The sequence below is a fragment of the Candidatus Methylomirabilota bacterium genome (assembly GCA_036005065.1).
Lineage (GTDB): Bacteria > Methylomirabilota > Methylomirabilia > Rokubacteriales > DASRDR01 > DASYQW01.
This window is the reverse complement of sequence record DASYQW010000256.1, coordinates 1-7,108: the sequence shown is the minus strand read 5'-3', so window position 1 is coordinate 7,108 and position 7,108 is coordinate 1. Positions and strand designations below refer to the sequence as shown.

The 7,108-nt window shown below is 72.1% G+C and carries 7 protein-coding genes; 3 read left to right on the top strand and 4 right to left on the bottom strand.

All coding sequences use genetic code 11. The features are described 5' to 3' along the window. The 4 genes from pstS to VGW35_18165 all read right to left on the bottom strand — a co-directional run. Nucleotides 1-968: phosphate ABC transporter substrate-binding protein PstS (pstS, locus tag VGW35_18180; protein ID HEV8309594.1), on the bottom strand; the 968-nt coding region annotated here is incomplete at its 3' end. A 77-nt stretch (nucleotides 969-1,045) separates the two neighbouring features. Next, complete coding sequence (locus tag VGW35_18175) at nucleotides 1,046-1,600, bottom strand: response regulator transcription factor (protein HEV8309593.1); 555 nt, start codon at nucleotides 1,598-1,600, stop codon at nucleotides 1,046-1,048. A gap of 29 nt (nucleotides 1,601-1,629) precedes the next feature. Continuing rightward, nucleotides 1,630-1,833: a hypothetical protein gene (locus tag VGW35_18170; protein HEV8309592.1), complete on the bottom strand. Its 204-nt coding sequence runs from the start codon at nucleotides 1,831-1,833 to the stop codon at nucleotides 1,630-1,632. Nucleotides 1,834-2,215: 382 nt separating this feature from the next. Then, on the bottom strand, nucleotides 2,216-3,118 hold the full coding sequence (locus VGW35_18165) for an alpha/beta hydrolase (GenBank protein HEV8309591.1): 903 nt from the start codon (nucleotides 3,116-3,118) through the stop codon (nucleotides 2,216-2,218). Between the two features lie 423 nt (nucleotides 3,119-3,541). On the opposite strand from VGW35_18165, the gene VGW35_18160 reads away from it, so the two are divergent. From VGW35_18160 to VGW35_18150, 3 genes are all read left to right on the top strand, one after another. Next, entirely contained in the window at nucleotides 3,542-5,878 is a 2,337-nt protein-coding gene (locus VGW35_18160) for a xanthine dehydrogenase family protein molybdopterin-binding subunit (GenBank protein HEV8309590.1), read from the top strand. A gap of 83 nt (nucleotides 5,879-5,961) precedes the next feature. Then, complete coding sequence (locus tag VGW35_18155; GenBank protein ID HEV8309589.1) at nucleotides 5,962-6,750, top strand: hypothetical protein; 789 nt, start codon at nucleotides 5,962-5,964, stop codon at nucleotides 6,748-6,750. 169 nt (nucleotides 6,751-6,919) lie between these two features. Continuing rightward, nucleotides 6,920-7,108: hypothetical protein (locus VGW35_18150; GenBank protein HEV8309588.1), on the top strand; the 189-nt coding region annotated here is incomplete at its 3' end.

The following is a 7,108-nucleotide window of genomic DNA, read 5'->3' as shown; positions in this document are numbered from 1 at the left end:
GCGTACTTCTGCCCCTCGTGGGTCGCCCACCACAGAAACTTCGCCAGCGCCCGGCCCTTGGCCTCGTCCGGCTGGTCCCGGTAGACGAGGATCCAGGTGAAGCTGGCCACGGGGTAGGCGTCGGCGCCGGGCGGATTGGTGAGCGAGACCCGGAAGTCGGCCGGCATGTCCTTGGCGGCGGCCGCCGCCGTCGTGCTCTCGATGGTGGGCTCCACGAACTTGCCCGCCTCGTTCCGGATGGCGCTCGCCGGCAGCTTGTTCTGGACGGCGTAGGCGAGCTCGACGTAGCCGAGGGCGCCGGGCGTGTTCTTGATCTGTCCCGCGACCCCCTCGTTCCCCTTGCCGCCCAGACCCACCGGCCAGTTCACCGAGGTCCCCCGTCCGACCTTCTGGGCCCACTCCGGGCTCACCTTGGACAGGTAGTCCACCCAGATGTAGGTCGTCCCGCTCCCGTCCGATCGGTGGACGACGACGATCGGCTGGCTCGGCAGCGCGACCCCGGCGTTGATGGCGGTGAGGCGCGGGTCGTTCCACTTGGTGATCTTGCCCAGGAAGATGTCCGCGAGCACGTCGGGCGTGAAGTGGAGCTTGGGGTTGCCCGGCAGGTTGTAGGTGGCGACATCGGCCCCGAGCACGGTCGGGATGTGGAAGAGCTCGCCCTTGGCGCCCTTGAGCTGCTCGTCGGTCATCGGGCCGTCGGTGGCGCCGAAGTCTACCGTACGGGCGGTGATCTGCCGGATCCCGCCGCCGCTGCCGATGGACTGGTAATTGAAGCGGGCGCTCGGATCGACCTTCGTGTACTCGTCGAACCACTTCGAGTAGAGGGGATAGGGGAAGGTGGCGCCGGCCCCGTTCATGAGCATCTGGGCTGAGGCCGGCGGCGCGCCGGCGGCAAAGACCAGGGCCAGCAGGCCCCCCAGAAGAAGAGTGCCCCGGATGCGGCTGGCCAAGCGGTTTCGTCGGCTCATTCGGTGTCTCCTCTCGGGTTTGGTTGGATGATGCGCCCTCGGTGTGACGGGCGCGTGACGGCCGTGTAACAACCTCGTTACGAAGGGGACCCTCGCTCGGGATCCCGGAAGCGGTACCCCACCCCCCGGACCGTCTCCACGGCAGGCGGGGCCAGCTTGGCCCCCATGAACTTCGCCCGGAGTCGGGCGAGATGGACGTCCACCGTCCGGGGCTCCACGAAGCCGTCGCGGCCCCAGACGAGGTCCAGCAGCTCGTCGCGGCCGAACACGCGCCCCGGCTCGGCCGCCAGCGTCGCCAGCAGCTCGAACTCCTTGAGCGTCAGCGGAACGGGCCGCCCCTTCATCGTCACCTCGAACCGGCGGCGATCGATCTCCAGGTCGCCGACCTTCACCTGATGCGCCTTCCCGCCGCGCTCGGCCGGCGCGCTCCGCCGGATCACCGCCCGGACCCGCGCGAGCAGCTCCCGCACGGCGAACGGCTTGGTCACGTAGTCGTCCGCCCCCATCTCGAAGCCGAGCACCTTGTCGCCTTCCTCCACACGCGCGGTGAGGATGATCACCGGCATGGCGCGGGTGGCCGGGTCCTGCTTGAGGCGGCGGCACACTTCCCAGCCGTTGAGCTGAGGAATCATGAGATCCAGGAGGAGCAGGTCCGGGCGGGTTATCGCGCGCCCTGCCGGAGGGCGTCGGCGCCGTTGGACGTCTGGAGGACGTCGTACCCTTCCCGCGCCAGGTTGTACCGGATCAGCTCGGCGACGTCGGGCTCGTCCTCGACCACCAGGATGCGGCCGAGGCGCGGGCGCGCGGCGGGGGCGCCGGACTCGTCGGGGCGATCTCGGCCGTTCGTCTCCCTCGGGCTCTTCATCACCGAGCAGTATTGCCCGGCGAGGTTACGGGGTGGTGACGCTCAGGTAAATTGTGGATGACTCTGCCCCGGCGGGCGAGGGCGTGACGCCGGGTCGGCCGGCACTCGACGCCAGAGCCGGGCTCCGGCTCGAGCCGGCCCGCGGCGCCCGGACCGGCCGTCCCCGTCTCGACCCCAGGATCAGGCGGCCGGCTCCCACCGTCGAGATCCCGGTGAAGCGGCGCCGCGACACCCAGTGCTTGGCCATGCGCATTCCTCCGTGTGTGTATGGTTGCCTGGTCCCGCTCAGCATGGCAGCCGCACATTGCGCACGGATCACCGGGGAATGACGTTTGCGTGACCGCCGGGTCGCGCTCCGAGTCGCGCCCGCGCGAGGGCCGGCTCACCTGGTCCGCGCCAGCAGCCTCGAGATCGCCTCGGTGACCGCGGCCGGCTGCTCGCGGGGCAGGAAGTGTCCGGCGCCGGGCACGACTCGCCGCTCCGTGCCGGCGGGGAACAGCGACATGTTGCGCTCCGAGAGATAGGGCGGGTCGACCGCGTCCTCGCCGCCGTGCAGGACGCCGGCCGGCACGGCGATCGGCGGCCGCTCGGCGAGTCGGCGCTCGACCGCGTCGAAGCGCGGCTCGCCCGGCGCGTGGCCGTGTCGATGGCGGTAGGAGTGGATCACCACCCCGACGAAATCGGGGTTGTCGAACGAGCGGGCGGTCCGGTCGAAAGTGGCGTCGTCGAAGCGCCAGCTCGGCGACCAGTCCTGCCACAGGAGCCGGCAGATCTCCCGCCGGTTCTGCTCGAGGCCCCGACGGCCGCGCTCGGTGTTGAAGTACCACTGGTACCAGTAGGCCCGCTCCTCGGCCGCCGCAGCGGGGCGCGGCGGGCCCACCGTGTCCTGGACGTTGTAGCCGCCGATCGTGACGAGCGCGCGCACTCGATCCGGGGCCAGGATGCCGGCGATACAGGCCGCGCGACCGCCCCAGTCGTAGCCGGCCAGGAGGACGCGCGGCAGGGCCAGCGCGTCGATGAAGTCGAGGAGGTCTTGCCCGATCGCCGCCTGCTGGGCCATGCGCGGCGTCGCGGGGTCGAGAAAGCGCGTCGGGCCGTAGCCCCGCAAGTAGGGCACCAGCACGCGATGACCGGCCGCGGCCAGCGGGGCGGCCACGCCGTCCCAGGCGCGCACGTCGTCGGGGAAGCCGTGCAAGAGAATGATGGGGAGGCCGCGGGGATCGCCGTGCGCCTCGTAGGCGATCTCCAGGAGAGGCGTGCGGACCGTGTGGGTCTCGGGCGGCACGTCTAGGAGACCTCGCCCGCGTGGAGCCTCGCTCACGCGGGCTTTTGTGGTCTCCGCGGGAAGGTCGAGTCCCTACCTTTTGGGCGGGGGAGTCGGCGACGGCGACGGTGAGGGGCTGGGGGAGGGCTTGGGGGGGGTCGGGCGCGGAGACGGGCTGGGGCCGGGCGTCGGTTGGGGCAATTCGGGTCGGGCGATCATGTGAGCCTCCTTCTGCGAATTGCGGTAGGCCGCTGCTGAAAGTGTAACGCCGCGGGGAGGCCGGTCGAAAGGCCAAAATCGATGCTCTCCAGGACATACCCGCGGGGCGCGATCGCGAGTTTCACGGCCCAGCCTGGATTTCCGATTTGGCGGGCCCGGGCGGCGGGGTATGATTCGCTCAGCGGGCCACAGGATGCCGACGAGTCGAGCTTCAGAGTGCTCGCCATGACGCCGCTGATCGGCGCGTCCGTGCGGCGGAGAGAGGATCTCCGCTTCCTCACCGGTCGGGGCCGCTATCTGGACGACGTGCGACTCCCGGGCCTGGTGCACCTCGCGGTGGTCAGGAGCCCGCACGCCCACGCCCGCGTCGTGGCGGTCGACGCGCGAGAGGCCCTCCGGCAGCCCGGCGTCCGGGCGGTCTTGACCGCCGGCGACCTCCCGGAGCTGGCCGCCCCGGTCCCGCCCCTGATCCCGACTCCGCGGTTCCGCCCGTACGCCCACCCGGTCCTGGCGCGCGAGACGGTGCGCCATGTCGGGGAAGGCATCGCGGTCGTCGTCGCGGATGACCCCTACCGCGCCACCGACGCGCTGGAGGCGGTCCGGGTGGACTACGAGCCGCGGCCGGTCGCCGCCACCGTCGGCGCCGCCCTGGCCCCGAACGCGGTCCGCGTCCACGCGGAGTGGCCCGACAACGTCGCGGGTCTCTCGACCGCCCAGGTGGGCGACGTGACGCGGGGGTTCGCGGACGCGGAGGTGACCGTGGAGGCCCGGCTGCGCTATCCGCGCGTGATGGGGCTCCCCATCGAGCCGCGCGGCGTCATCGCGGCCGACGACCCCGCCACCGGTCTCCTCACGGTCTGGGCCTCGACCCAGGTCCCCTTCGCCGCGCGCAGCGCGATCGCCGCCGCGCTCGGCCTGCCCGAGGAGCAGGTCCGGGTGCTGGTCCCCGACGTCGGCGGGGGATTCGGGACGAAGGGGCACCTCTATCCGGAGGATCTCCTGGTCCCGGCCGTGGCGCGCCGCCTCGGCTGCCCCGCGAAGTGGGTCGAGACGCGGCGCGAGCATTTCCTGACCGCGGCCGCCGACCGGGACCAGGTCCACCGGGCGCGCCTCGGCGTCCGGCGCGACGGGACCATCGTCGCCCTGGCGACCGAGTTCACCCGTGATCACGGACCCTACCCCGTCCTGGGTGACGCCATCACGCTCAACACCATCAATCACCTCCCGGGGCCCTATCGGGTGCCGCACTACCGGGCGACGGGCCGCAATGTGGTCACCCACAAGACCTTCGCCGCCGCCTACCGCGGCGCCGGTCGGCCCGAGGCCGCCTTCGTCCTCGACCGTCTCCTCGATCGCGCCGCCCGGCAGCTCGGGATGGACCCCGCCGAGCTCCGGCGGCGCAACCTGATCCGGCCCGAGGAGATGCCCTATCGCCCCGGTCTCTCCTACCGCGACGGGGGGCTCATCAGCTACGACCCGGCCGACTATCCGAGCGCCTTCGACAAGATGCTGACCCTGCTGGACTATGCCCGCTGGCGCGCGAAGCAGGGAGAGCGTCGGGGGAGCGGTCGGCCGCTCGGCATCGGCCTCTCGGCGTACGTGGAAGGCACGGGGCTGGGCCCCTACGAAGGGGCCGAGGTGCGGGTCGACCCGTCCGGCGTGGTGTACGTCCTGGTCGGGGTCTCGGCCCAGGGCCAGGCCCACGAGACGACGCTTGCCCAGATCTGTGCCGACGAGCTGGGCGTGCCGATCGAGCAGGTCGTGGTGCGCGGAGGGGACACCCAGCTCGTGGGGTACGGGATGGGAACGATCGCCAGTCGCGTCGCCGCCGTCGCGGGGCCGGCCGTGGCGCGGAGCGCCCGGGACGTCGCCGGCCGGGCCCGGCTCGTCGCCGCCGAGCTGCTCGAGTGCGCTCCGCAGGATCTCCTGCTGGCCGAGGGCCGGGTCTTCGTGCGGGGCGTGCCGGGCCGCGGGCTCCGGCTGGCGGAAGTGGCCCAGGCCGCGGTCCGCAGCCCTCGATTGGCCGCCGCCGGCCGTCCCGGCCTCACCGCGTGCCTCTTCTTCGCCCCCGAGACGGTGACTTGGGCCTTCGGAGCGCAGGCCTGCGTCGTCGAGGTGGAGGTCGAGACGGCCGTGGTGCGGCTCCTGGCGTACGTCGCGGTCCACGACTGCGGTCAGCCCATCAACCCGATGGTGGTCGAGGGACAGCTCCACGGCGGCATCGTCCAGGGCATCGGGAGCGCGCTGATGGAAGAGCTGGTGTACGACGCCGACGGCCAGCTCCTCACGGGGAGCTTCATGGACTACGGCCTGCCCCGCGCGGACGACGTCCCGCCGCTGGAGGTGGCCGCCGTCGCCTTTCCTTCGGCCCTCAACGAGCTGGGGATCAAGGGCGTCGGCGAGAGTGGCATCATCGCCCCCGGCGCGGCCATTGCGAACGCCGTCGAGGACGCGCTCGCCGCCTACGGCGTGGAGGTGGATCGTCTTCCGGTGACCGGCGCGCGGCTGTTCGAGTGGCTCCGGGCCGCCGGCCGAGCAGGACACGAGGATGCGCCGGCCTGAGGCCCCGGTCCCGCCCCGGCGCTCGCCGGGCCCGCCCGGCGAACACGGGTCGGCGCCTCGATCGGCCTGAGGAGGCCCGCGCCATGCCCCTCGTCGCCGCGGTCGCCTGCGCCCACACCCCTCAGCTCCTCGTGCGCCCACCGAGCGAAGACCGGGCGCAGGTGCTGCGCGTCCATGCCGCGTTCGCCGAGATCAAGCGTCGCCTCACCGGGGCGCGGCCGGACGCCATCGCGGTGATCGCCGGCGATCACATCGAGGGGTTCTTCTTGAACGCGGTCCCGGCGCTGGCGGTCTTCGTCGGTTCGTCGGTGTCCGGCCGGTTCGGCCGCTACGGCTACACGTACCATGTCCACGAGCCCTTGGCCCGGGCCATCGTCGAGCGCGGGATCACGGCCGGCTTCGATCTGGCCTACTCGCAGGAGGTCCGGCTCGACTACGCCTTCTACGTCCCGCTCCACTTCACGATGCCCGAGCCGCCGGTGCCCGTCGTCCCGCTCTACGTCAACGTCTACCTGCCGCCCCAGCCCACGCCGGCCCGGTGCTACGCCTGGGGCCGGGAGCTCCGGGCGATCCTCGACGGGCGACCCGAGCGCGTGGCGCTGATGGCCTCAGGCGGGATGTCTCACTTCCCCGGGACGGAGCGGTACGGCAACCCCGACTACGAGTTCGATCGGCGGCTGCTGGCCCGGCTGGCCGAGGGCCGCGGACACGAGGCCGCGACCCTGACCGGGGAGGCGCTCGATGGGGCGGGCAACGTGGAGCTGCGGACCTGGATCACGCTCCTGGGGGCCCTCGGCGAGAGCCGGGCCGAGGTGCTCTGCTACGAGCCGTCCTGGCATCACGGCAACGCCGTCGTGGCCTGGCCGGTCTGAGTCCAAATCGGAGGGGGTGTCGGAACACCCCCTCCGAGACCTCCCCCGAGGATCGTTGCGGCGGCAAAGCCGCCGCTCGGAGCGGAACATCCGGCGGGGAGATGGTCAACTATCACCGCGAGGATCATGCCCCGCGCATTCTTTCAGGGACTCTGAGGAGGACCAGCGCGTGGAGACTCACTACTTCTTCCCGCCGGCTCACGCCTATCCGCTCAACCGCGCTCTGTTCCGGTTGAAGTCGGATGACGCGTTCCGGGCTCGCTATCTCGCGGACCCGGCGGCCGCCATGGTCGAGGCGGGCCTCGATGCCGCGACCCGGGACGCGCTCTCGGCGTTCGATCGGGACCGGCTGACCGCC